Genomic DNA, 23,005 nt, shown 5'->3' with positions numbered 1-23,005 from the left:
GGCGGGGGCCGCGGAGGGACCCCTCGGTGGTCTACAGGTCGAGGCCGTAGGTGCGCGTCGGCTCGACGCCCAGCGGGTTCTCGCGCTCGGCCAGGCGGACGAAGCCCATGCTCTCGTAGAGGGCGTGCGCGGCGACCATGTCGGTCCCGCTGTTCATCACGACGCGCTCGAGGCCGCGCTCGGTCGCGAGCATCACCACGAACTCGGTGAGCAGGCGCCCGAGGCCGCGCCCGCGCACCTCCGGGGCGACCGCGAGCAGCCGCCAGTCGAGCTCGCCGGGGCGGCCCAGGGAGTACAGGTTGGCTCCGGGAGCCGCCGTCGTGACGGTCGCGAGGATCCGGCCGTCGCGGTCCTCGGCGACCCAGACCTCGCCCTCGCGGTCGTGCCGGGCGACGTCCGCGACATCCGCCGCGTACTCCTCCCCCAGCTCGTAGTCGTGGGCGTACGCGGCGAGACGGAGCCGCGACACCTCCGCGTGCTCGTCCTCGCGCACGCGGCGCACGAGGATCCCGTCCGCGCTCACGGGCGGACCGGAGCCGGCAGCGTGCGCAGGCCGTGCTCGATGTCGGCCGGATCCGCCGCGAGGCAGATCCGGATCCAGCCCTCGCCCGCGCGGCCGAAGGCGCTGCCCGGAGCGACGGCGACGAGCGTCTCGAGGAGGAACGACTCGACCCACGAGGCGACGTCGCCGCCGGTGGCGTGCGACATGTCGATCCAGAGGTAGAAGGCGCCCTCGGGCTCGCGGAAGCGGATCCCGCGCTCGTCGAGGATCGCCGTGGCGAGCCGCAGGTTCGCGAGGTAGTGCGCGGACGCCTCCGCCACCGCCTCCTGCGGACCGGTCAGGGCGGCGAGGGCCGCGCGCTGGTCGGGAGAGGCGACGCAGCTGATCGCCGCCTCCTGCACGGTGACCATCGTCGAGGTCATCCCGGGCGGGGTGACGAGGTAGCCGACGCGCACGCCGGTCATCGCGTACGACTTCGAGAACGAGAAGACGCTGAAGACGCGGTCGTCGTCGTGGCCCAGCTCCTGCGCGATGCTCGCGAGGCTCGTGTGCGGGCGTCCGTAGGTGAAGTACTCGTAGACCTCGTCGCTGATGATCCACAGGTCGTGCCGGCGCGCGAAGTCGAGGAGGCGCTCGAGCAGCGGGCGCGGGAGCACGACGCCGAGCGGATTCGACGGGCTGTTCACGATGATCACGCGCGTGCGATCGGTGACGATGCGCTCGAGCTCGTCGAGATCGGGGAAGAAGCCGTTCTCGGGACGGAGCGTGTACGGCACAGGGACGGCCTCGATCATCCGCGCGTTCATGGTGAACGTGGTGTAGCCCGGATCCGGGACGAGGACCTCGTCGCCCGCGCGGAGCGTCAGCGTCATCGCCTGGTAGAGCGCCTGCGTGCCGCCGACGGTGAGCCAGACCTGCTCGACGTCCGCGCGGATGCCGTTGTCGCGGGCGAGCTTGTCGACGATCGCGCGCCGCAGCTCGGGAATGCCTCCGTTGGGGCCGTAGTCCGTGTCGTCGGCCGCCCACGCGGCACGAGCGGCCTCGATGATGTGCGGCGCGGTCGGCACGTCGGGCTCGCCGACGCAGAGGAACGTGACGCCCTCGAGGCGGAGGGCGATCTCGAAGAGGCGGCGGATGCCGGACGGCGGCACCGCGGGGATGTGATCGGCGAGACGTGGCATCGCTGATCACCGTATCGCCCGAGCGCGTTCCCGCCCGCTTCGACCCGGCGGGGCGCGGTTGAAGAGGGAGGACGGGTGCGCTAAAGTTCCTTGTTGGCTTGCGCTCCACCACCGGCACGTGTGTGGAGTGATCAGAAGCCGGCGACCTCCAGTCGCACCGGGACGGCCCGCGCCGCCCGGAAGGGGCACTCCGACGAGTAGCCGGCTGCACACACGCACATTCGAGAAAAGGTAATCCACGTGGCAAACATCAAGTCGCAGATCAAGCGCAACCTCACCAACAAGAAGGCGAACGAGCGCAACAAGGCCGTCAAGAGCCAGCTCAAGACCGCCGTCCGCTCGGTGCACACCGCCATCGCCTCCGGCGACGCCGCCCAGGCCGCGACCGCCCTCGCGTTCGCCGCCAAGAAGCTCGACAAGGCCGCCAGCAAGGGCGTCATCCACAAGAACCAGGCCGCGAACCGCAAGTCGGCCATCGCGAAGCAGGTCGCGGCGCTGTAATACTGCGCTTCGCTGCAACGACGAAGGGTCCGGCCGATGGCCGGGCCCTTCGTCGTTTCCGCTTCGCGGTCGACGAGCTCCTCGTTCCTCGTCGCTCGTCGCGCGGTCGGCTTCCCGGAGTGGTTGCGGTGGGAGGAGCGTGCTGCGTTCCGCGTACCTCGATCCGCTCGCACGCGGATCGAGGGTGACGCTGCGGGGACGCGGGCTGGTTGAGGAGGGCTCCCGCTGCGCGGGTCGAGTAAGCCTGCGAGGGCGTGGGGTGATGCGGACGACGAGGAGGGCTCCCGCTGCGCGGTTCGGGTGGGCCTGCGGGGGCGTGGGGTGATGCCTCCGTCCAGGGGGTTCACCGTCCGGTGACGGTGGTGCCGCTGCTGCTTCCGGAGGACGGGGATCTCGATACGTCCGCCTTGCGGACCACTCGATCAGCGAGGGAAGGGGGACGGAGCAGCGCCTCGCCGGGCCGCGCCCTCCGTACCCGGTGGTCGAGTAGCCCCGCAGGGGCGTACCGAGACCCCGAGACCCCCGTCAGGGGTGCAGCCCGCGGGCGGAGATGACGGAGACCATGCGCTCGAGGGCGTAGACGGGGTCGCGGCCGCCGCCCTTGACGTTCGCGTCGGCGTCGGCGACGGTCTCGATGGCGGTGCCCAGGCCGTCGCCGGTCCAGCCCTGCAGGTCCCGGCGGGCGCGGTCGACCTGCCAGGGAGCGAGGCCGAGGCGCGAAGCGATCTGGCCGGAGCCCTCGCGGGAGCCGGCGACCTTCGCCATGGTGCGGAGCTTGCTCGCGAAGGCGGCGACGATCGGCACGGGATCCGCTCCGGACGCCAGCGCATGGCGCAGGCCCAGCAACGCCTCTCCGTGCCGCCCCGCGATCGCGGCATCGGCGACGGTGAACGCGGTCGTCTCGACGCGGCCGCCGTAGTACTTGGCGACGGTGGCCTCGGTGATCTCGCCCGAGGCGTCCGAGATCAGCTGCTGGCACGCGGAGGCGAGCTCGTCGAGGTCGTCCGAGAACGCCGACACCAGGGCGCGGACCGCGCCGGTCGTCGCCGTGCGGCCGGCGGAGCGGAACTCGGCGACGGCGAAGTCGACCTTGTCGCTCTCGCGCTTGAGCTCGGCGCAGACGATCTCGATGCCGCCGCCCTCGCCCGAGCGGATCGCGTCGAGGAGCTTCTTGCCGCGGTTGCCGCCGCCGTGCCGCAGCACCACGGTCGCTCCGTCGGCGGGCGACGACAGGTACTCCACCGCCTCGATCAGGAAGGCATCGGTGCACTTCTCGACGTTCGAGACGCGCAGCAGCCGCGGCTCGTCGAACAGGGACGGGCTCGCGAGCGTGAGGAGCTCGCCGGGCGCGTAGCCGCCGGCGTCGATGTCGCTGACCTCGAGACTCGGATCCTCGGCGCGGAGGAAGTCGCGGAGGAAGCGCAGCGCGCGATCGGCGAGGAACTGCTCGGGTCCGGTGATCAGGACGACGGGGGCGGGCCTCGTCTCGTTCCAGGCGAGCTGCGGGATCGCCGCCTTCGAGGGCGCCGCCTTCGCGCGCGTGGGGGCTCTGCCTGCCATGCCGTCGTCCTTCCGTCGCCCGCCCGATCGAGCGCCCTCCACCCTACGGTCTGCCCGTGCCCGCCCGAGGCGGCGGGAACGGCCGTCGGACCGCTCGCCCACACCGCGATCCCGTCGCCGCGCGAGGCCAGGACGACCGTACCCTCGACATCCGACCTCAGCGCCTCGACCCCGCGCTCGGCGAGGAGGGACAGCAGCGACGGCGCCGGATGCCCGTAGTCGTTGTCGGCACCGACGGAGACGAGGCCGGCACCGGCGTCGAGTGCGTCGTAGAGGGCGGGCGCCTGATCCGCCGAGCCGTGGTGCGCGACCTTGACCACGTCGACGGGTCCGATCGACAGCCGCGCGAGGCGCCCCTGCTCCTCCGCGCCCAGGTCGCCCAGCAGGGCGATCGAGAGAGGCCCGCCGACCGAGTCGGGGCCGATGTCGACGCGCAGGGTCACGCTGGCCGCGTTCCCCCGCAGCGAGCTGCCCTGCTCGGGCCAGAGGACCCGCCAGCGGAGCGATCCCAGGACGCCCTCCTCGCCCCGCTCCGTCTCGCGCACCTCCGCCCCCGCGTCGCGGAGGACGCTCCGGTCGCGCTCGTCGCCCATCTCGGCGGAGGGACCGACGAGCGCGGAGTCGACCCGGTGAGCCGCGGCCTCGAGCCCGCCGACGTGGTCGAGGTCGTAGTGCGTCAGCACGAGCAGGGCGATCCGGTCGACCCCGAGCAACGAGAGGCAGGCGTCGAGACGCTCCGGGAGCGGCCCCGTGTCGACCAGCAGCACTCCCCCGTCGCCCCGGAGGAGGATCGCGTCGCCCTGGCCCACGTCGCACATCGCGACCCGCCAGTCCTGGGGAACGGACCCGGAGCGCAGCAGCGGCGTGGCCACTCCGGTCGCCGCCGTGCCCGCGAGCAGGGCGGCGAGCACAGCCGCGACCGCGCGGCGCAGCACGGCGAGGCGACGCGTCCGCGTCAGCAGGAGCAGAGCGAGGACGGTCAGCACGGTGAGGGCGAGCACCCCGGCGAGCCCGGGCCACCAGGCGAGCCGGGGCATCGGCCAGCTCGACACCGCGCGGGCGATCGACGCGATCCACCAGGTCGGCACCGCGGCGAAGCGGATGGCCGCATCGGCCCCCCACGGCCACCACGGCGCCAGCAGGCACCCGATCAGTCCCAGCCCCGTCGCGAGCGGAGCCGCCGGCTCGGCGAGCAGGTTCGCCAGGACGCCGTAGACGGGGACGGTGGGATCCACCAGCAGCACGACGGGCTGGCAGGCGAGCTGGGCGGCCGTCGGCACGGCGAGCACCAGCGCGAGGGGCCGGGGCAGCACCTCGCCGAGTCGGCGCGCGATCGGCTCCGCGAGCAGCAGCAGACCGGCGGTGGCCAGCACCGACAGCACGAAGCCGAGCTTCCCCGCGATGGCCGGATCGGCGATCACGAGCAGGACGACGCTCGCGAGCAGCGCCGGCACCGCGGCTCCCGACCGCCTCCCCAGACGGGCCAGCAGCACGACGGTCGCCATCGTGGCCGCCCGGACGACGCTCGGCTCGGGGGTGACGAGGACGACGAAGGCGGCGAGGGCGAGCAGGGCGCTGAGGGTGCGGAGGAGGCGGTTCACGCCGAGGAGCGACGCCAGCAGCCAGCCGGCGACGACCACGACCGCGCAGTTCGCGCCGGAGACCGCGGTCAGGTGGGTGAGCGAGGCCGTCCGCATGTCCTCCTCGAGGTCTGCGGTGAGCGCGGTCGTGTCACCCGTCGCGAGCCCGGGCAGCAGACCCGCCACATCACCGCCGAGGACAGCCGTGCGCTCGAGGAAGCTCGAGCGCAGCACTTCCGCGACGGCGGCGATCCCCGTCGGCGCGCTCCGGTCGAGGATCCCGGACGCCGTGACGAGTGTGCGCTCTCCCACGGGGTCCCGGGGTCCGCCGTCGGCCCGCGCCTCCAGCAGCAGATCGGAGCCGACCGGGACGCGCGCGCCGGGGTCCGCCAGGAAGACCCTCACCGGCGCGGCGACGTCCTCGTGATCGATCGAGAGCGCGACGGCGTCGAACCACACGCCGCCCGTCGCGAGCGGGCGCGCCGCGGTCTCGACTCTGACCTCGAGTGCGATCCGGGTGCGCCGCTCGGCCGCCTGCACGAGCGGCTCCGGATGCGCCCCCGGCGCCGAGAGGACGACCGCGGTGATCGCGAGGGCCGCTCCCGCCGCCGGGACCGCGAGGACGGCGAGGAGCGCCCGGCGACCCGGGAGGAGGACGAGGAGCACGAGGAGGAGGGCCACGGCGGCCCAGGCCGCGAGCAGGACCCCCGGGCCGGCCGTGAGCACGACCGAGACCGGAAGCAGTCCGCTGAGCGCGGCGGCCGTCCAGGTCAGCACGGCCACCGGGAGCAGCCGCAGGTCCGCCGCCCTCACGGCGCCACCCGGTCGCGGAAGCCCTCGAGCGTCTTCTCGCCGATCCCCGGGACTTCGAGCAGCTGATCGACGGAGGCGAAGGGACCGTTCGCCTCGCGGTAGGAGATGATCTTCGCCGCGGTCGCCGGGCCCACCTCGGGCAGCTCCTCGAGCTGGGCGGCCGTCGCCGTGCTGAGGCTGATCGGCCCCGAGCCGGCGACGGCATCAGGCACCGCTCCGGGCGCGGGAGCCGCACCGACCTCGGGCACGATCAGCTGCTCGCCGTCGACGATCCGTCGTGCGAGGTTCACCGCGTCGCTCTCCGCCGCCTCGGTCAGCCCTCCGGCCGCCGCGAGCGCGTCCGCGACGCGGGCTCCCTCCTTCATCAGGTACAGCCCCGGAGCGACCACCTCCCCCGCGACGTGCACGTACAGCGTCGGGGGACCGACGGTGGCGGCCGCGGAGGGCGGCACGGAAGCGGCGGACGACGCCACCGGCAGCACGCGGCTCCTGCCGCTCGCCTGAGCCCCGGCCAGGAGCACGGCGATCACGGCCGCCGCGAGGACGAGCACGACGGCGGCGCCCATCCCCATCCGCCAGCGTGCCCGGGGGCGCCGCGGGCGCAGCAGGAGGGCGAGGTCGTCGGTCCCGTCGCTCGTCTGCATCCGAGAACGGTAGGAGCGCGACACCGCCCGGAGAGGCGGCACCGCGACGATCCGTGGACGACGAAGGGGCTCCTCCGCTGTGGAGGAGCCCCTTCGAGAGGACGGGTTAGACGGCCTTCGTCACCAGGTTCACCAGGCGCGGCGCCCGCACGATCGCCTTGACGACCTCGCGGCCCTGCAGGGCTCGCGCGACGCCCGCCGTGGCCCGCGCCTTCTCCTCGAGCTCGTCAGAGGAGATCTTGGGCGACACCTCGAGGCGGTCGCGGACCTTGCCGTCGACCTGGAGGATCGCGGTGACCTTCTCCTCGACGAGCAGCGTCGGGTCGGCCTTGCGCCAGACGACGTGCGCGACGGGGCCCTGGTAGCCCAGGCGGCTCCACATGTCCTCGGCCGTGTAGGGCGCGAACAGGTTGAGCGCCATCGCGATGACCTCGGCGGCCTCGCGCACGGCGGCGTCGCCGCCTCCGGCACCCGAGTCGATCGTCTTGCGGGTCGCGTTGACGAGCTCCATCAGGCGCGCGACGACGACGTTGAACTTGAAGGCCTCGATCAGCGACGGCGACTCCGAGAGGAAGCGGTGCGTCTGGCGGCGGAGCGCCGCGTCGCCGTTCTTCCACTCGATGTCGGGCTTCGAGGTGACGTCCTTCGCGAGGCGCCAGGCGCGCGCGAGGAACTTCGCGCTGCCCGACGGCGAGACGTCGGCCCAGTCGATGTCGTCCTCGGGCGGGCCGGCGAACGCCATGGTCAGACGCACCGCGTCCACGCCGTACTCGTCGAGCTGCTCCGACAGGCGCACGATGTTGCCCTTGGACTTCGACATCGCGGCGCCGTCCATCTGCACCATGCCCTGGTTGAGCAGCGCCGTGAACGGCTCGGTGAAGGACACGTAGCCGAGGTCGAAGAGCACCTTGGTGATGAACCGCGCGTACAGCAGGTGCAGGATCGCGTGGGTCACGCCTCCGACGTACTGGTCGACGGGCGCCCACTTCTCGGCGAGCTTCGGATCGAACGCCTGCGTGTCGTCGTTCGGCGACAGGAAGCGGAGGAAGTACCAGGAGGAGTCGACGAACGTGTCCATCGTGTCCGGGTCGCGGCGCGCGGGGCTGCCGTCGACCGGGTTCGGCACGTTGACCCAGTCCTCCGCCGCGCCCAGCGGCGACGAGCCCTTGGGCTGCAGGTCGAGGCCCTCGGTCGGCGGGAGCACCACCGGCAGCTGGTCCTCGGGAACGGGGATCAGCTCGCCGTTCTCGCCGTGGATGATCGGGATGGGCGTGCCCCAGTAGCGCTGGCGAGAGATCAGCCAGTCGCGCAGGCGGTAGTTCTTCGCCGAGCGGCCGCGGCCGCGCTCCTCGAGCAGCTTGATCACGCGCTCGATGGCGGTGCGCTTGGAGAGGCCGTCGAGCGGGCCGGAGTTCATCAGGCGGCCGTCGCCGGTCAGCGCCTCGCCGGTGATCGCGGGGTCGGCCGAGTAGCGCGCCTCGAGAGCGGCGAGCTCCTCCGGGTCCTCGGGGATCACGGGGATCGCACCGGTGACGGGCGCGGAGGTGTCGACGACGACGCGGACCGGCAGGTCGAAGGCGCGGGCGAAGTCGAGGTCGCGCTGGTCGTGCGCGGGCACGGCCATGACCGCGCCGTGGCCGTAGTCGGACAGCACGTAGTCGGCGGCCCAGATCGGCAGGCGCTCGCCGTTCACCGGGTTGATCGCGTAGCGGCCCAGGAACACGCCGGTCTTGGGGCGGTCGGCGGTGAGGCGCTCGATCTCGCTCGACTTCTGCACCTTCTCGAGGTACGAGCGGAACGCGTCGCGCAGCTCCGGCTCGGATCCCTCGACCAGCTCGGTGGCGAGATCGGAATCGGGGGCGACGACCATGAACGTCGCCCCGTACAGGGTGTCGGGACGCGTCGTGAACACCGTGACGCGCTCGTCGCGGCCCTCGATCTCGAACTCGACGTCGGCGCCGATGGAGCGGCCGATCCAGTTGCGCTGCATCGCGATGACCTTCGACGGCCAGGAGCCCTCGAGCTGGTTCAGGTCGTCGAGCAGGCGGTCGGCGTAGTCGGTGATCTTGAAGTACCACTGCGTGAGCTTCTTCTTCACCACGACGGCGCCCGAGCGCTCGGACGTGCCGTCGGCGAGGACCTGCTCGTTCGCGAGGACCGTCTGGTCCACCGGGTCCCAGTTGACCCAGCTGTCCTTGCGGTAGGCCAGGCCCTTCTCGTACATCTTCAGGAACAGCCACTGGTTCCACTTGTAGTAGTCCGGGTCGGACGTGTGGATGACGCGGTCCCAGTCGAAGGAGGCGGCGTAGCGCTTCATCGAGCGCTTCTGCTGCTCGATGTTGTCGTAGGTCCAGGTGCGGGGGTTCAGTCCGCGCTTGATCGCGGCGTTCTCGGCGGGCAGGCCGAAGCTGTCCCAGCCGATCGGGTGGAGCACGTTGAAGCCCTGCTGGCGCCAGTAGCGCGCGATGACGTCGCCTAGCGCGTACGCCTCAGCGTGGCCCATGTGCAGGTCGCCGGAGGGGTACGGGAACATGTCGAGCACGTACTTGCGGGGGCGCTTGTCGTCGGGGAGGTCCGTCGAGAACGGACGGGTCTCCTCCCAGATCGGGAGCCACTTCTCTTGCAGTGCGCGGAAATCGTAGCGGTCCTCGTCGTTCGCGCCGGTCTGCTGGGAGGTCTCGTCTGCCACAGGTGTGTCCTACTTCATCAGGGTGGGATCGGACGCGCAGCGCCCGTCGGGGGCGGCGTCCGACGAACAACCCTACTGGCCCTCAGCGACCGGGCGACGAATCCTCCGCGACCTCGCGGGGCACTCCGAGCACGGCGAGCAGGGCCCGCGCCTTGAGCAGCGTCTCCTCGACCTCCTCCTCGGGCACCGAGAGGGCGGTGATGCCGCCGCCGGTGCCGAGGCGGGCGCACTCGGGCTCGATGACGAGGCTCCGGATGGTCATGGCGAGGTCGATCGAGCCGTCCGAGCCGAGGCGGCCGAAGGCTCCGGAGTAGACACCGCGCGGTCCGCCCTCCCACTCGCGGAGGAGTTCCACGGCCCGCCGCTTCGGCGCCCCCGTCATCGAGCCGGCCGGGAACGTCGCGGCGATCAGGGCGGCGACGCCGATCCCCTCCGCGGGCAGCGCCGACACCTCGCTGACGAGCTGGTGCACGTGCGGGTAGGTCTCGACCTCCAGCAGCCGGTCGACGCGGACGGAGCCCGGCTCGGCGATGCGCGCGAGGTCGTTGCGGACCAGATCGACGATCATGACGTTCTCGGCCCGCTCCTTGACGCTCGCCAGCAGCTCGGCGCGCAGGGCCTCGTCCTCCGCGGCGTCGCGGCCACGGGGCCGGGTCCCCTTGATCGGATGCGTGGCCGCGCGCCCGCCCGCCTCGCGCGTCAGGAAGCGCTCGGGCGACGCGCTCACGAGCGCCCGGCCTCCGAAGCGGATCAGCCCGCCGTGGTGGCTGGGGCTCGAGCGGCGCAGGCGCCGGTAGCACTCGACCGGGTCGAAGCGTCCCTCCACGACGACCTCGTTCGTGAGGCAGAGCTGGTAGGCGTCGCCCGCGCGGATCGCGGCCTGGCAGCGCGCGATGAGAGCGGAGTAGGCGGCTCGGTCGTGCCGGCGGCGCACGGAGGCGACGGGCTCGGCGGGAGCGGGATCCCCCAGCGGCTCGTCGGCGAGCGCCGCCAGGGCCGCGACCAGGCGGTCCGCCTCCTCCCGTCTGTCCGCTGACGCCACGACGCGCAGCGTGCGGGCGGCGTGGTCGAACTCGAGCACGGGGTCGCCGCGGAGCAGGACCAGCGCGGGCGGATCGCCCTCGGTCGCTCCGACGGCGGGCAGAGACACGAAGGGCGCGCCCGCCTCGTAGGAGAGGTGGCCGTAGCGACCGAGCGCGCGGTCGCGACCGCTCGACTCCGCCTCCACGCGGGCGAGTGCCGCGGACACGTCGCGGCCGGCCTCGACGACGATCGCATCGGAGGGGCGGCAGGACCCGAGGTAGGAGCGACCCGCGACCGCGTCGGGGCCGGAGTCGAGCCAGAAGGCGGCCTCCACCTCGCGGTAGAGGGCGAGGAACGCCCGCTCGGGGTCGACCCACGGCAGGACGACCTCGTGCAGGTCTCCGGGGAGCAGGGCGCCGACCACTGGGCTAGCGTAGGCCGTCGTGGACGGCGAGCAGGTGCGGCACTGGGACGGGCGGGAGCTCGCCTCCCCCCGCGAGCCCGGCACGGCGGCGCTGCTGGCCGCCGACTCGTGGCTCGTCTCGGACGGCCGCGTGCGCGGACTGGAGCTGCACCGCGAGCGCTTCCTCGACGCCGTCCGGGCGGCGGGCGGACCGGACGACGCGGGCGCGTTCTTCGATGCCTCCGTCGCCGCGCTCCCCCGCATCGGCGACCACTTCCCCCGCGTCGAGCTCGACTCCGCCGGACTGCACCTGCGCCTGCGACCGGCACCGCCGCGCACCCGCTCGGTCGTGCTGTGGACGAGTCCCGTGGATCCGCGGCGCGTGCCGGAGTGGAAGGGACCCGACATCGCCCGGCTCGCGCTGCTCAGGCAGCGGGCGATCGCGAACGGAGCCGACGAGGCCGTAATCCTCGACGCCGACGGCGCGATCCTCGACGGCGCGACCAGCGCGGTGCTGTGGTGGCTCGGCGACACCCTCGTCGTCCCCCCGCCCACGAGCCCCCGGGTGCGCAGCGTCACCGCCCGCACGATCTCGGTGCTCGCGGGCGCCCTCGGCGTCGACGTGCTGGAGGCCCCGACGGAGCCGGAGTCGCTCGACGGCCGCGAGGTCTGGGTCGTGAACGCCCTGCACGGCGCGCGCCTGGCGACCTCGTGGGTCGGCGGACCGGCGCTCGCCGCGGAGCCGGGCCGGCTCGATGCCTGGCGTCGTCGCCTGGACGCGCTGCGCCGCCCCCTCCCCTGACGCCCGCCGCCGCGGGTGTCCCCGTGGCCCTCCGGATCGACGCAGAATGGAGGGATGAGCGGGCCCGGTGACTTCCTCCGCCAGGTGCTCGCCTACGAGGGCGATCACTGGCGGGCGCAGGACGTGCGCGAGAGGCTCGGTCACGGACTCGACGCGACCGGGGCGTCCGTCGGAGCCGTCCGCGGGGGCGTCCGCGACGCGCTGAACAAGTTCCGCGGCCTGACGCACGACGACGTCACCGCGCTCTCCTCGGAGCTCTGGGACCCGCCCGTCTTCGAGCACCGCCTCGCCGCCGTCGTCCTGCTCCAGACGCGCGTCGCGCTCCTGCGCGCGTCGGACCTCACCCGGCTCGAGGGCTTCGTCCGCGACGGACGCGTGCCCGAGCTCGTCGATCCGCTCGCGGTGGACGTCGTGCGTCCGCTGCGCGCCGCCCTCGACGACCGAGCACGACGGCGGATGGACGCGGTGCTCGACCGGTGGGCCGACGAGGGCGGGATGCTCGCCCGGGCCGCGGCGCGCGTCAGGGGCTGACGGCGGTCCCGTCGGTCACGGCGACGCGCCGGTCGAACACGAGCGACGGATCCACGCGGTGCGCGATCAGGACGACCGTGCGGCCCTCCGCCGCGACGAGGAGGTCGGCGAGCAGCGCATCCGCGACCGGAGCGTCGACCGAGGCGGTCGGCTCGTCCAGCACCAGCACGGGGAAGTCGGCCAGCAGCGCCCGCGCGAGGGCCAGGCGCTGCGCCTGCCCGCCGGACACGAGGGAGCCGCGCTCCCCCACTCGTGCGTCGATCCCTCCGCGGGACGCGGTCCACGCACCGAGCCCGACGCGGTCCAGCACCGACAGGAGCTCCTCCTCGTCGGCGGCGGGCCTCGCGAAGAGCAGGTTCTGCCGGATCGTGTCGTCGAACAGGTAGGGCTGCTGCTCGACGAGGCCGACCAGCCGGCGCACCCGGGCCTGCGGGAGCGTCCGCGCCTCGACTCCGCCGACGAGGTACGAGCCGGAGTAGTCGAGGAAGCGCACGAGCGCGTGGGCGAGCGTGGTCTTGCCGGATCCGCTCGCGCCGGTCACGAGGATCCGCTCGCCCGCTCGCAGTTCGAGCGACACGTGCGCGAGCGCGGGTGCCGGGGAGCCGGGCCAGGACACCGAGAGACCGCTCAGCACGAGATCCGATCCGTGCGGGTCGGGGGCGAGCGGATCGACGTCGTCGTCGGTCGCGAGGGCGGGCGACGACGCCTCGCGGTCGAGGTCCGCGAGGCGCTGAGCGCTCGAGAGCGCGGTGCGCGCCGACTGCACGGCGAGCGGAGCGGCGGCGGCCACCTCGAAGACCGCGAGCGGCACGAGGGCGAGGACGCCGAGCGCCGGCCCGCCGAGGGCGTCCAGCGACGGGATGCCGAGGGCGAGCGACGCCCAGACCGCCCCGCCGGAGCACAGCGCGAGCACCGCGGCGGCGAGTCCCGCCGACGCGGCACGGCGGCGGGCGGCGCGGGCGACCGCCTCCTCCGCCTCCGCCACGTCGGCCACGGCGCGGTCGGCCGCGTCGAACGCGATCAGCACGTCGAGACGGGTGACGAGGAGGTTGAGGCGCTCGGCCAGCTCTCCGCGCAGCGGCGCGAGCTCGCGGTCGGCGCGCGCCGACACGAGACCGGAGCCGACCGCTCCCGCCCCGAACGCCAGCAGGAGGAGCGCGAGCAGCACGATTCCGGCGGCCGGGAGCAGGAGCCAGACGCCCACCACCGCGAGCGTCGAGACGACGAGCGCCACCACGAGCGGCTGCACGATCCGCAACGGCACGTCCTGCTGCGCGTCGACGTCGGCGACGACGCGCGACACGAGATCGCCGCGGCGCACGCGGCCGAGTCCGTCGGGGGCGACCGGGACGAGCCGCTCGTAGACGCCCGCGCGCAGCTCCGCGAGCGCTCTGAACGCCGCGTCGTGGCCGCTGAGCCGCTCGAGGTAGCGGAAGAACGCGCGCGCGAGCGCGAAGGCGCGCACCCCGACGACCGCCATCGAGAGGAAGAGGATCGGCGGCTGCTCCGCCGCGCGGACGATCAGCCAGGCCGAGCAGGCGAGCAGGGCGACGACCGACGCCGAGGAGAGCAGTCCGAAGGAGAGTCCGGGGAGGAAGCGGCGCGCCGGCGGCATCGCGGCGCGGAGGACGTCGGCGCGCCTCACCGGAGCACCGCCTCGGCACTCGAGAGCGCGAGCACGGCGTCGGCGGCGGCGATCGTGGCGGGACGGTGCGTGGCGACGATCACGGTCGCGCCCTCGTCGGCCAGCGTGCGGAGCCCCGCGAGGAGCCGCCGCTCCGACGCGTCGTCCAGCGCCGCCGTCGGCTCGTCGAGCAGGAGCAGCGCACCGTCCCGCTCGAGCAGTCGGTGGATCGCGCGGGCGACGGCCACGCGCGCGCTCTGACCCCCCGAGAGCCCGGTGCCCTCCGCGTCCACGCGGCGCGTCGGATCGACGTCCACGGCGGCCAGCCGGAGCGCGCGGTCGAGTCGTGCTTGATCGACCGATCGCGCGCCCAGAGCGACATTCGAGGCGACCGTTCCCGGAAGCAGATCGGCGCGCTGCCCCGCCCAGGCGAGCCGATCGCGGACGGCGCGGGGCGCTACCGGCTCCCCGCCGAGCAGCACGGTCCCTTCGGCGGCCACGAACCCGGCGAGGACCGCGAGGAGGGTCGACTTGCCCGAGCCGCTCGCTCCGGTGACGGCGGTGATCGTGCCGACGGCGAAGGTCGCGTCGACCGGCGCGAGTACGCGGCCCGAGCCGTCGTCGACCGAGACGCCGCGCAGCTCCAGGTCGCCGCACGTCGCCGTGCCTCCGGCCACCACGGGCAGCAGTGCCGCCCGCTCGATCACCGCGAACGCATCGTCGGCCGCCTGCACGCCGTCCGCCGCCGCGTGGAACTCGGCGCCCACCTGGCGGACCGGCAGGAACACGTCCGGCGCCAGCACGAGCACGAAGAGCCCGACCGCCAGCGCCAGCGATCCGTCGACCAGCCGCAGGCCGATCGAGACCGCGACGAGGGCGACCGAGAGGGACCCGGCCAGCTCGAGCACGAATCCGCTCACGAAGGTCACCCGCAGCACCTTCATCGTGTGCACGCGGTAGTCCTCGGTCAGGCTGCGGATCCGCGCCGACTGGCGCTCCGCCCGGCCGAAGATCTTGAGCGTCGCGAGTCCGCCGACCGTGTCGACGAACCCCGACGCGAGCGCCTGGAGCCGATCCCACTGGCGCTTCTGCACCGCCTGCGTCGCCCAGCCGATCAGGATCATGAAGACCGGGATGAGCGGCAGCGTGACGATCAGGAACAGCGCGCTGAGCGGATCCGCGAGCAGCACCACCCCGACGAGGATCGGAGTCGTGACCGCCGTCGCGATCAGCTGCGGCAGGTAGCGGGCGAAGTAGCCGTCCAGCGCGTCGAGCCCGCCGCCCAGCAGCGCGACGACGCCGCCGGAGCCGCCGGCCGGCCGCCCCGACGGACCGAGCGCCACGAGGGCCTCGAGCACCGCCGCGCGCAGCTGCGCCTTCGCCCCCACTCCGCCGCGCACCGCGTTCACCTCGGTCGCCCACGCCAGGGCCGCCCGCGCGGCGATCGCGGCGAGCAGCGCGCCGAGCAGCGGAGCGAGCTCCTGGGGTGAGCGCCCGTCGACCGCTCCCGACACGAGCTGCGCGACCAGCCACGCGAACGCGATAGCGCCCAGCGTGCGGGCGAGCGCGAGGGCGCCGCCGAGCACGAGGAACACGCGCGCGGCGCGGGCGTAGCGGAGCAGCCGCGGATCGAGGGGCTTCACGGACGGGGTGCGGTCACGTCAGTGCGCGTCCACCGGGATCTGCGTCCGGGTGATGCGCTTGCGGAAGATCCAGTAGGTCCAGGCCTGGTAGCCGACGATGAGCGGCACGAACACCAGGGCGGTCCAACTCATGACCGTCAGCGTATACGGGGTGCTCGAGGCGTTCTCGATCGTGAGGCTGTTCGCGATGTCGTTCGACGCGGGCATGACCGCCGGGAACAGCGTGGTGAACAGCGCGAGCACCGCGAGGGCGATCGTGCCGGCGAGCAGGGCGAAGGCTCGTCCCTCCCTGCCCCGGAGGTTCGCGAGCCACGCCAGGATCAGCGCGCCGGCGGCGGCGAGCGAGAGCAGCCACGAGGGGCTGTTGCCCGACTGCAGGTTCGTCCAGGCGAGGAACACCGCCGCGACCACGATGGTCAGCAGCCCCGCCTTCGTCGCCAGCCGTCGCGCCCGCTCGCGGATCTCTCCGTCGGTCTTGAGCGAGACGAAGACCACTCCGTGGGTGAAGAACAGCAGGAGGGTCGTCAGTCCGCCCAGCAGCGCGTACGGGTTCAGCAGGTCGAAGACGGTGCCGATGTAGTTGTGGTCGGCGTCCAGCGGCACGCCCTGCACGATGTTCGCGAAGGCGACGCCCCAGAGGAACGCGGGCAGCGCCGAGCCGACCACGATCATCCGGTCGAACCGCGACTTCCACTGCGCCTCCGGACGCTGATGGCGGTACTCGAACGAGACGCCGCGCGCGATCAGAGCGAGCAGGATCAGCAGCAGGGGCAGGTAGAACCCGCTGAAGAGCGTCGCGTACCACTCCGGGAACGCCGCGAACATGGCGGCGCCCGCGACGATGACCCAGGTCTCGTTGAGGTCCCAGACCGGGCCGATCGTGTTGATCAGGACGCGGCGGTCGGTGTCGTCGCGACCGAGGAACGGGAGCGACATGCCGACGCCGAAGTCGAAGCCGTCGAGGACGAAGTAGCCGATGAAGAACGCGGCGACGATCCAGAACCAGAGAGTGGGGAGATCCACGGGTGCCTCCTAGTAGACGGTGCCGACGAGCTGCGGGCGACCGCTCTCCTCGTCGACCTCGGGAGCGTCGTCCGGGCCGGCCTGGGCCGCCCGCTTGATGAGCCGGAACTCCACGACCGCGAGAGTGCCGTAGATGGCGGTGAACGAGAGGAGCGAGATCAGCACTTCGACTCCGCTGACGCCGGGAGAGACGCCGTCGGCCGTCTTCAGCAGGCCGAAGACCAGCCACGGCTGGCGGCCCATCTCGGTGAAGACCCAGCCGACGATCATCGCGAACAGGGGCAGAGGAGCGGCCCAGATCGCGATCCTCCACATCCACTGCTTCGGCTCGCGGCCCTTGCGGGTGAACCAGAGGCCGGCCGCGGCGACGCCGATGGCGAGGACGCCGAGCGCCATCATCCAGCGGAACGACCAGTAGGTGACCCAGATGATCGGCGTGTAGTCGCCGGGTCCGTAGACCTGCTCGTACTGCGCCTGCAGGTCGTTGATGCCCTCGACGGTGCCGGTGAAGGTGTGGGTCGAGAGGAACGACAGGAGGTAGGGGATGCGGATCGAGAACAGCTCGCTCGAGCCGTCGGGCGTGCCCCAGGTGAAGACCGAGAACGAGGCGTCGACGCCGGTCGAGGTGCGGTAGAGCGCCTCGGCGGCGGCCATCTTCATCGGCTGCGTGTCGACCATGGCGAGGCCGAGCTGGTCCCCGGTGAGGAGGGTGAGGCCGCCGCTGATGAGCATCATCCAGGCGCCGAACTTCAGCGCCGGGCGCATGGTCTCGAGGTGCTGGCTGCGCGAGAGGTGGTAGGCGGCGACGCTGATGATGACCGCGGCCGAGACCATGAAGCAGGCGAAGATCGTGTGCGGGAACGCGGCGAGCGCGACCTTGTTCGTGAGCAGCGCCCAGATGTCCGTCAGCTCGGCGCGGCCCTTCGCCTCGTTGATCCGGAAGCCGACCGGGTTCTGCATGAACGCGTTCGCGGCGATGATGAAGTAGGCCGAGAGCGTCGTTCCGAGCGAGGTGAGCCAGATGGTGGCGAGGTGGAGCTTCTCGGGCAGCTTGTCCCAGCCGAAGATCCAGAGGCCGATGAACGTCGCCTCCAGGAAGAACGCGAGCAGCCCCTCGAACGCCAGCGGAGCGCCGAACACGTCGCCGACGAAGCGGGAGTAGTCGCTCCAGTTCATGCCGAACTGGAACTCCTGGACGATGCCGGTGACGACGCCCATGGCGAAGTTGATCAGGAAGAGCTTCCCGAAGAACTTGGTGAGCTGCAGGTAGTGGATCTTCGAGGTCCGCACCCAGGCGGTCTGGAAGATCGCGACGGTGAGCGCCATGCCGATCGTCAGCGGCACGAAGAGGAAGTGGTAGATCGTCGTCAGGCCGAACTGCCACCTCGACAGCAGGAGCGGATCCAGGAGTTCGTTCACGGCCCAGAGCCTAGGTCGGCGGGGAGAGGCCGAGGGCCTCCGATCCCAGTAATGGAGCGGATGTGCGACCCGTGGACCCCCTCCGACGACACCCTTCCGCGGGCCGTCCGCGAGTTCTTCTCGACGCCCTCGTGCAGGAGGTCTGTCGACGTCGAGACGGACTGTCTCGACGTCGAGGGACACCACCGCCGAGCGACGGGCGAGCGGCCCTCCCCGTCGTCGGAGCCGCTGCCGCACTCCTCTCGACGGCGAGCAACTCCGTTGACGCGTCGAACCTGAGGATTGCATTCATTCAGTCACGGTCGATTCCCAGGTTGCACGAACCGCAGAAGAGCGGTGAACATCCGTTCGCCGCCCCTGCTGCCGGCATCGGCCTCCTCGCACCGGACGCCCTGCGACGACCCGTACGCTTTATCCATGCCGAGCAAGGGGAGCTACGCCAAAGGTGTCGCCAAGCGCGAGGAGATCCTGCAGACCGCACTCGAGGTGTTCTCGCGCCAGGGGTACCGCAAGGCCTCGCTGCGCGAGATCTCGGAAGCCGTGGGTCTGACGCAGGCGGGCCTGCTCCACTACTTCGACTCGAAGGAGGAGCTCTTCGCCGAGGTCCTCCGCAAGCGCGACGAGCTCGACACCGCCGCCTACGATCTGGGGCGCACCGGCGATGCGGCGATCGAGCAGCTGGTGCGGCTCGTCCGGCACAACAGCGACGTCCCCGGCCTCGTCCACCTCTACGCCACGCTCTCGGCCGAGGGGACGGACGAGTCCCACCCCGCGCACCCCTTCTTCGTCGAGCGCTACCGCACCTTCACCGGGACGCTCGCCGACCGGGTGCGCGAGGACCAGAACGAGGGCCTCATCGCCGAGGACGTCGACCCCGAGACCGCCGCGCGCATGATCATCGCCCTGTCCGACGGCCTGCAGGTGCAGTGGCTCCTGGACGACTCGGTCGACATGGGCTCGATCGTCGAGACCTTCTGGGCGCTGCTCAAGCGCGTGCGCTGAGGCCCGGGTCCGGATGAACGACGCGCTGAGTGCGATCCTCGACTTCGTCGTCGCGGTGCCGCCCGTGTGGCGCACGCTCCTGGCGGGCCTCGCGATCTTCCTCGAGACCACGATCCTCGCGGGGCTGATCGTCCCCGGCGACACGGTCGTCATCGTCAGCGCGACCGGCGTCACCACTCCCCTGCAGTTCCTGGCGCTCGCCCTCACGGTGATCCTCGGGGCGCTCGGAGGCGAGTCCGTCGGCTTCGCGCTCGGCCGCTTCTTCGGGCCGCGGATCCGCGCCTCGCGTCTCGGGCGGCGCCTCGGCGAGAAGAACTGGCTGCGCGCCGAGCGCTACCTCGCGCGGAGGGGCGGGATCGCCGTGTTCCTCTCGCGGTTCCTCCCGGTGCTGCACTCGCTCATCCCCCTCACGGTCGGGATGAGCGGCATGTCGTACCGCACGTTCATGGCGTGGACGACGCCCGCGTGCGTCATCTGGTCCTTCGCGTACGTCGGGGTCGGCACGGCCGTCGCCGGCGGGTACCGCGAGCTCGCGGACACGCTGCACTGGGCCGGCTACCTCTTCGTCGGCGTGATCGTGCTCTTCGTCCTGCTCGTCGTCGGCGGCAAGAAGCTGCTCTCACGAGCAGAGGCGCGCCACCTCGACGAGTGACGCGCCTCTGCGCGGTGCGATCGGCCGGAGCCGCTCAGGGCATCGAGACCGGGGTCAGCCCAGCAGGCCGGCCGAGGTGAGCCACTCGGTCGCGATGGACGCGGCCGACTTCTGCTCGTTGACGCTCTCGGAGTTGAGCGAGACCAGGTCCTCGGCGGTCAGCTTCGCGCTGACCTCGTTCAGGACCTCGGCCGCGTCGTCCTCGACCTTGTCGGAGACGATCGGCACCACGTTGTCGGCCACGAACAGGCCGTCCGGGTCCTCGAGGGGCAGCAGATCGTTCGACTCGATGTTCGGGTCGGCGGTGTAGATGTTCGCCAGCTGGATCTGGTTGCTGGTCAGCGCGTCGACCGTGGTCGATCCGCCGCTGTCCTCGATCGCCTGGAAGGTGGTCTCGACGCCGTACTTCTCGAGCAGCGCGTCCGGTCCGTAGGGGCGGGTCTGCAGCTCGGAGTTGCCGCCCAGCACGATCGGGTCGGTCACCGAGGAGAGCGAGGCGATGTCGGTGAGGCCCCACTGGTCGGCGAAGGCCTGGGTCACGGTGTACGAGTTCTGGTCGCTGGCGTCGGCCGCGTCCAGAGCGCGCAGGCCGTCGGGCAGCGCCTCGGTCAGCGCCGAGTACACGTCGTCGGCCGTGGTCGCGGTCGTGTCGGGCTCGAGCGCCTGGAGCAGGCTGCCGCCGTACTCGGGGAAGACGTCGATCGATCCGCTCTCGATCTCGGGGAGGTAGATCTCGCGCTGGCCGATGCGGAAGTCGCGCTGCACGGTGAAGCCGCCGTCCTCCAGCGCCTGCGCGTAGATCTCGGCGATGATCTCGTTCGAGTAGTAGTCCTGCGAGCCGATGACGATCGTGTCGCCGCCCTCGGCGGCACCCGATCCCTCGTCCAGCGGATCGCTCGAGGAACACCCTGCCAGTGCCACGACGGCACCGACCGCGAGTGCGCCCAGCGCGACACGGCCCTTCGTGAAGTGTGCTGTGAACATTGCTATTTCCTCTCCTCGGTGGGATTCCCCACCACCGCGCGTCGTCGGGGCGACGAGGCGCGGATGCTCGAACGGCCGGCGGCGCTGCCGGCGAGACCCAGGACCACTCCGCGCGGGACGGCCACCCGCTGGAGGACGGCGTAGACGACCTCGCTGATCAGAGTGAGCACGATGACGATGATCGACCCGGCGAGCATCTGCGGGTAGTCCCCCGCCTTCACTCCCTGGAAGATGTAGCGGCCGAGGCCGCCGGCGCCGATGAAGTCGGCGAGGGTGGCGGTGGCGATGATCTGCAGCGTCGCCGAGCGGAGGCCGCCCATCAGCAGCGGCAGTCCGAGCGGGATCTCGACCTTCGTCAGGATCTGCCACTCCGTCATGCCGACCGAGCGGGCGGCGTCGACGGTGCGCCGGTCGACCGCCTCGAGGCCGGAGTAGGCGCCGGCGAGGATCGACGGGATCGCCAGGATCACCAGCGCGATCAGCGGCGCTCCGAGCCCGAGGCCGAGGCTCATGGCCGCGAGCACGAGGACGCCCAGCGTCGGCAGGGCGCGCAGTCCGCCCGCGACCGGGACGGCGATGCCCTTGCCCTTGCCGGTGTGGCCGATGAGGTAGCCGATCGGGATCGCGATCACCGCCGCGATCACGAGCACGAGCAGGCTGATGCCCAGGTGCTGCGCCACGCGGGTGGGGATCCCGTAGATCCCGGTCCAGTGCTCGGGATCGCCGATCCAGGCGAACGCCTCGAGGATGAGGTTCACGCCGCCACCGCCGTCCGGTCGGCCCGGGCCCTGCGCGCCGAGCGGGCGCGGTCGGCCGTTGTCCACGGCATCAGCAGGCGGCCGAGGAGCACCAGGAGCGCGTCGAGCGCGAGCGCCAGCGCGATGGTGAGGACGATGCCGGAGACGATCTCCCCCGTGATGCCGCGCTGGAACCCGTCGGTGAAGAGCAGCCCCAGGCTCTGGATGCCGAGCACGGCGCCGACCGTCACGAGGCTGACCGTGCTGACGGTGACGACGCGCAGTCCCGAGAGGAGCACGGGGCCGGCGAGCGGGAACTCGACCTTCCAGAACCGGGCCCAGGCGGAGTAGCCCATCGCCGTCGCCGACTGGATCACGTCCTCCGAGACGGCCGACAGCGCATCCGCGGTCGTGCGGACCATGAGGGCGATGCCGTAGAGGGTCAGGCCGATGATCACGTTCGCCGTCGAGCGCAGCGGGATGCCCAGCACGGCCGGCAGCAGGATGAACATGGCCAGCGACGGGATCGCGTAGAGCACCCCGAGCGCGGTGAGCAGCGTGCCGCGACTCCAGCGGAACCGGTTGGCGAACCAGCCGAACGGCACCGAGATCACGAACGACAGCAGGATCGGCGGCACCGAGAGGACCAGGTGCGCGATCAGGTTCGCGACGATCGAGTCGACGTTGTTGACGACCCAGTTCACGCGGTGCCACCGTCCGCGGGCCGGAGCACCCCGGTCGCCCGCCCGTCGCCGTCGACGACGAGTCGCGCGCCGTCGCGCTCCTCGATGTGCAGCGAGCGCTTGCCGCGGTCGGCGCCGATGAACCCGGCGACGAAGTCGCTCGCGGGGGCGGCGAGGATCTCGGCGGGCGAGCCCTTCTGCGCGATCCGGCCGCCCTTCTCGAGGATCACGACCTGATCGCCGAGCAGGAACGCCTCGTCGATGTCGTGGGTGACGAAGACGACGGTCTTGTCGAGCTCGCGCTGCAGGCGGAGGGTCTCTCGCTGCAGGTCGGCGCGCACGAGCGGGTCGACGGCGCCGAAGGGCTCGTCCATCAGCAGGATGTTGGGGTCGACGGCGAGGCCGCGGGCGACTCCGACGCGCTGCTGCTGGCCGCCCGAGAGCTGGCTCGGATAGCGCGCGGCGAGCGCGCGGTCCAGGCCCACGGTGTCCATCAGCTCCAGGGCGCGGTCATGGGCGGTGCGCTTCGCGACCCCGTTCAGCCGCGGCACGGTCGCGATGTTGTCCACGACCCTCCTGTGCGGCAGGAGGCCCGAGTTCTGCATGACGTAGCCGATGCGCCGGCGCAGCGCCACGGCGGGCAGCGTCGAGATGTCCTCGCCGTCGATCTCGATCGTGCCGCCGGTGGGCTCGATCATGCGGTTGATCATCCGGAGGATCGTGGTCTTGCCGCAGCCGGACGAGCCGACGAAGACGGTGGTGCGCCGCGACGGGAGGACGAGCGAGAAGTCGTCGACCGCCCGGGTGCCGTCCGGGTACTGCTTGCTCACTCCGCGGAATTCGATCACGCCTGTGCCTGCCCTCGCTCCGCCGTACCGGGCTCGTCCCGTACTCGGCCCCGTCGGGCCCGGCAGTCAGCCAAACATCATTCGGAGGCACCCGCCAACCGGATGGCGGAGTGTTGCGGACCGGGCCCGGAGGGACTAGGCCCCGGAGGGACTACGGTCCG

General features: G+C 72.2%; 20 protein-coding genes. 5 read left to right on the top strand and 15 right to left on the bottom strand.

Annotation, left to right across the window (positions count from 1 at the left end):
- Nucleotides 1-31: 31 nt before the first annotated feature.
- A complete protein-coding gene (locus tag ASF46_RS07050; protein ID WP_056866920.1) occupies nt 32-523 on the bottom strand; it encodes a GNAT family N-acetyltransferase in 492 nt (163 codons plus the stop codon).
- Nucleotides 520-1,683 carry a pyridoxal phosphate-dependent aminotransferase gene (locus tag ASF46_RS07045; protein ID WP_056866919.1) on the bottom strand — a complete coding sequence of 388 codons (1,164 nt, stop codon included), beginning with the start codon at nt 1,681-1,683 and terminating at the stop codon, nt 520-522. The genes ASF46_RS07050 and ASF46_RS07045 overlap by 4 nt, the downstream gene beginning before the upstream one ends.
- Nucleotides 1,684-1,923: 240 nt before the next feature.
- Between ASF46_RS07045 and rpsT the strand changes: the two genes are divergently transcribed.
- Complete coding sequence (gene rpsT / locus ASF46_RS07040) at nt 1,924-2,184, top strand: 30S ribosomal protein S20 (RefSeq protein WP_055792923.1); 261 nt, start codon at nt 1,924-1,926, stop codon at nt 2,182-2,184.
- A gap of 525 nt (nt 2,185-2,709) precedes the next feature.
- On the opposite strand, the gene holA is transcribed toward rpsT, so the two are convergent.
- The 5 genes from holA to ASF46_RS07015 all read right to left on the bottom strand — a co-directional run bounded on the left by holA (nt 2,710) and on the right by ASF46_RS07015 (nt 10,917).
- On the bottom strand, nt 2,710-3,744 hold the full coding sequence (holA, locus tag ASF46_RS07035) for a DNA polymerase III subunit delta (RefSeq protein ID WP_056866918.1): 1,035 nt from the start codon (nt 3,742-3,744) through the stop codon (nt 2,710-2,712).
- A complete protein-coding gene (locus ASF46_RS07030) occupies nt 3,645-6,137 on the bottom strand; it encodes a ComEC/Rec2 family competence protein (protein WP_056866917.1) in 2,493 nt (830 codons plus the stop codon). Before ASF46_RS07030 ends, holA begins: the two co-directional genes overlap by 100 nt.
- On the bottom strand, nt 6,134-6,781 hold the full coding sequence (locus ASF46_RS07025; RefSeq protein WP_056866916.1) for a ComEA family DNA-binding protein: 648 nt from the start codon (nt 6,779-6,781) through the stop codon (nt 6,134-6,136). Before ASF46_RS07025 ends, ASF46_RS07030 begins: the two co-directional genes overlap by 4 nt.
- A 106-nt stretch (nt 6,782-6,887) precedes the next feature.
- Nucleotides 6,888-9,470, bottom strand: coding sequence for a leucine--tRNA ligase (leuS, locus tag ASF46_RS07020; RefSeq protein ID WP_056866915.1), 2,583 nt, complete (start codon nt 9,468-9,470; stop codon nt 6,888-6,890).
- Between the two features lie 82 nt (nt 9,471-9,552).
- Nucleotides 9,553-10,917, bottom strand: coding sequence for an anthranilate synthase component I family protein (locus ASF46_RS07015; protein ID WP_157602293.1), 1,365 nt, complete (start codon nt 10,915-10,917; stop codon nt 9,553-9,555).
- A 19-nt stretch (nt 10,918-10,936) separates the two neighbouring features.
- Here ASF46_RS07015 and ASF46_RS07010 point away from each other — a divergent pair, with 19 nt between their 5' ends.
- Together ASF46_RS07010 and ASF46_RS07005 are read left to right on the top strand one after the other, a co-directional pair.
- Entirely contained in the window at nt 10,937-11,698 is a 762-nt protein-coding gene (locus ASF46_RS07010; RefSeq protein WP_157602290.1) for an aminotransferase class IV, read from the top strand.
- Between the two features lie 54 nt (nt 11,699-11,752).
- On the top strand, nt 11,753-12,229 hold the full coding sequence (locus ASF46_RS07005; RefSeq protein ID WP_056866914.1) for a DNA alkylation repair protein: 477 nt from the start codon (nt 11,753-11,755) through the stop codon (nt 12,227-12,229).
- Here ASF46_RS07005 and cydC read toward each other — a convergent pair.
- The 4 genes from cydC to ASF46_RS06985 are packed head-to-tail and all read right to left on the bottom strand — an operon-like array spanning nt 12,219 to nt 17,938.
- Nucleotides 12,219-13,874 (bottom strand): thiol reductant ABC exporter subunit CydC, encoded by a 1,656-nt coding sequence (cydC, locus tag ASF46_RS07000; protein ID WP_327205458.1) that lies wholly within the window; start codon nt 13,872-13,874, stop codon nt 12,219-12,221. The two genes, ASF46_RS07005 and cydC, sit on opposite strands and share 11 nt — an antisense overlap.
- The gene (cydD, locus tag ASF46_RS06995; protein ID WP_056866913.1) at nt 13,871-15,496 is read right to left on the bottom strand and encodes a thiol reductant ABC exporter subunit CydD; all 1,626 of its coding nucleotides are present in this window, start codon (nt 15,494-15,496) and stop codon (nt 13,871-13,873) included. Before cydD ends, cydC begins: the two co-directional genes overlap by 4 nt.
- A gap of 18 nt (nt 15,497-15,514) precedes the next feature.
- Nucleotides 15,515-16,519: a cytochrome d ubiquinol oxidase subunit II gene (gene cydB, locus ASF46_RS06990; protein WP_056866912.1), complete on the bottom strand. Its 1,005-nt coding sequence runs from the start codon at nt 16,517-16,519 to the stop codon at nt 15,515-15,517.
- 9 nt (nt 16,520-16,528) lie between these two features.
- Nucleotides 16,529-17,938: a cytochrome ubiquinol oxidase subunit I gene (locus ASF46_RS06985; protein ID WP_056866911.1), complete on the bottom strand. Its 1,410-nt coding sequence runs from the start codon at nt 17,936-17,938 to the stop codon at nt 16,529-16,531.
- A 417-nt stretch (nt 17,939-18,355) separates the two neighbouring features.
- On the opposite strand from ASF46_RS06985, the gene ASF46_RS06980 reads away from it, so the two are divergent.
- Complete coding sequence (locus ASF46_RS06980) at nt 18,356-18,940, top strand: TetR/AcrR family transcriptional regulator (RefSeq protein ID WP_056866910.1); 585 nt, start codon at nt 18,356-18,358, stop codon at nt 18,938-18,940.
- A 13-nt stretch (nt 18,941-18,953) separates the two neighbouring features.
- Nucleotides 18,954-19,592: a DedA family protein gene (locus ASF46_RS06975; RefSeq protein WP_055792952.1), complete on the top strand. Its 639-nt coding sequence runs from the start codon at nt 18,954-18,956 to the stop codon at nt 19,590-19,592.
- Nucleotides 19,593-19,646: 54 nt separating this feature from the next.
- Here ASF46_RS06975 and ASF46_RS06970 read toward each other — a convergent pair whose 3' ends face one another.
- Genes ASF46_RS06970 through ASF46_RS06955 form a run of 4 tightly spaced genes read right to left on the bottom strand, consistent with a single transcriptional unit; the run spans nt 19,647 to nt 22,844 of the window.
- Nucleotides 19,647-20,576 (bottom strand): ABC transporter substrate-binding protein, encoded by a 930-nt coding sequence (locus tag ASF46_RS06970; protein ID WP_055792956.1) that lies wholly within the window; start codon nt 20,574-20,576, stop codon nt 19,647-19,649.
- A 2-nt stretch (nt 20,577-20,578) separates the two neighbouring features.
- Complete coding sequence (locus tag ASF46_RS06965; protein WP_056867491.1) at nt 20,579-21,334, bottom strand: ABC transporter permease; 756 nt, start codon at nt 21,332-21,334, stop codon at nt 20,579-20,581.
- A complete protein-coding gene (locus ASF46_RS06960) occupies nt 21,331-22,017 on the bottom strand; it encodes an ABC transporter permease (protein ID WP_056866909.1) in 687 nt (228 codons plus the stop codon). Before ASF46_RS06960 ends, ASF46_RS06965 begins: the two co-directional genes overlap by 4 nt.
- A complete protein-coding gene (locus ASF46_RS06955; RefSeq protein ID WP_055792961.1) occupies nt 22,014-22,844 on the bottom strand; it encodes an ABC transporter ATP-binding protein in 831 nt (276 codons plus the stop codon). Before ASF46_RS06955 ends, ASF46_RS06960 begins: the two co-directional genes overlap by 4 nt.
- Nucleotides 22,845-23,005: the final 161 nt, after the last annotated feature.

The organism is Rathayibacter sp. Leaf296 (assembly GCF_001423045.1).
GTDB lineage: Bacteria > Actinomycetota > Actinomycetes > Actinomycetales > Microbacteriaceae > Rathayibacter > Rathayibacter caricis.
The sequence above is the reverse complement of the archived record's forward strand: the minus strand, read 5'-3'. Positions and strand labels throughout refer to the sequence as shown.

Excerpts from the sequence above, each read along its gene's own strand:
- ASF46_RS07045 (WP_056866919.1), bottom strand. The coding sequence starts at position 1,683 with ATGCCACGTCTCGCCGATCACATCCCCGCGGTGCCGCCGTCCGGCATC.
- holA (WP_056866918.1), bottom strand. The coding sequence starts at position 3,744 with ATGGCAGGCAGAGCCCCCACGCGCGCGAAGGCGGCGCCCTCGAAGGCG.
- ASF46_RS07025 (WP_056866916.1), bottom strand. The coding sequence starts at position 6,781 with ATGCAGACGAGCGACGGGACCGACGACCTCGCCCTCCTGCTGCGCCCG.
- ASF46_RS07005 (WP_056866914.1), top strand. The coding sequence starts at position 11,753 with ATGAGCGGGCCCGGTGACTTCCTCCGCCAGGTGCTCGCCTACGAGGGC.
- ASF46_RS06980 (WP_056866910.1), top strand. The coding sequence starts at position 18,356 with ATGCCGAGCAAGGGGAGCTACGCCAAAGGTGTCGCCAAGCGCGAGGAG.
- ASF46_RS06975 (WP_055792952.1), top strand. The coding sequence starts at position 18,954 with ATGAACGACGCGCTGAGTGCGATCCTCGACTTCGTCGTCGCGGTGCCG.
- ASF46_RS06970 (WP_055792956.1), bottom strand. The coding sequence starts at position 20,576 with ATGTTCACAGCACACTTCACGAAGGGCCGTGTCGCGCTGGGCGCACTC.